The organism is Campylobacter sp. 2018MI13, from assembly GCF_018501135.1.
In the GTDB taxonomy this organism is placed as follows: Bacteria; Campylobacterota; Campylobacteria; order Campylobacterales; family Campylobacteraceae; genus Campylobacter_E.
In genome coordinates, this window is record NZ_JAHCZC010000291.1 from 1 (window position 1) to 391 (window position 391).

Here is a 391-nt window from a genome sequence, read left to right on the forward strand (position 1 = left end):
CTTTAGGATCGATAGAGGCCAGCCCGAAGGAGACCATGTGTTCTGGCAGAACCTGCGCCACCTGTGGCGACGCCGCGACTTCCGGAAGATTCTCGGGGTTCGTGTAGCTACCCAGGCGGCTGACGGCACCCTTCAGGTCGGGATGGCTTCCTACGTTTTGCTCTCCCCCGAGCAGCAGCCTGACGCGTGGTCGATCGCCATGGTGCTGGCTATCACCTTGCTGCCCTTCAGCATCATTGGCCCCTTCGTCTCCGTTGTACTCGACCGTTGGTCGCGTCAGCGCATCCTCGTCTATACCGATGGTCTGCGCTGCCTCATTGCGGTCGGGCTGGGGATCTTGGTCTGGAATGGTGCGCGCGATAAACCCTCCCACCTGGCCTTGCTCATCGGG

Annotated in this window: 1 protein-coding gene; it reads left to right on the forward strand. The window is 61.6% G+C overall.

Annotated features, from left to right (window positions below; genetic code table 11):
• Positions 1–37: 37 nt before the first annotated feature.
• The coding region (locus KJQ99_RS11450; RefSeq protein WP_214150766.1) for an MFS transporter at positions 38–391 on the forward strand (354 nt) is incomplete at its 3' end.